This window comes from Corallococcus sp. AB038B, from assembly GCF_003668955.1.
Classification (GTDB): Bacteria; Myxococcota; Myxococcia; order Myxococcales; family Myxococcaceae; genus Corallococcus; species Corallococcus exiguus.
Genome location: NZ_RAWO01000285.1, coordinates 1 through 400 on the forward strand (window position 1 = coordinate 1; position 400 = coordinate 400).

A 400-nucleotide genomic window follows, 5' to 3' on the forward strand; every position below is an offset into this window, starting at 1 on the left:
GAGCAAGCTGGGCCTGGTGACGATTCCGAAGACGGGCGAGTACCTGGTGGTGGTGGGCTTCGTGAACGCGGTGGACAAGCAGTTCCGGCTCCAGGCGACGTGCATCGGCGGCACCTGCCTGCCCAACCCGCAGCCGGCGCCCGCGGGCGCCACGCTCACGTACGTGGAGCAGCCGCTCACCGAGCGGCTCCAGTACGCGCTCGACACGGCCAACACCGTGCGCGAGGACATGGTGTCGTACGTGCGTCGGCTCGACTACCAGTGGCCGTACGCGGGTGAGGCCACGCTCAACCAGGCCGCCGCGGCGGTGCTCGCCCAGAGCCGCTACAGCGGCTACCGCGGCGACCCGGCGCCGGTGGTGTTGACGCTGACGGAGATGAGCAACGCCATGTTCCTGCAG

1 pseudogene is annotated in these 400 nt (G+C 70.0%); it reads left to right on the plus strand.

Annotated elements, in window-relative coordinates:
- Nucleotides 1-400, plus strand: a pseudogene (locus tag D7Y04_RS44880) (hypothetical protein); the annotation flags it as partial.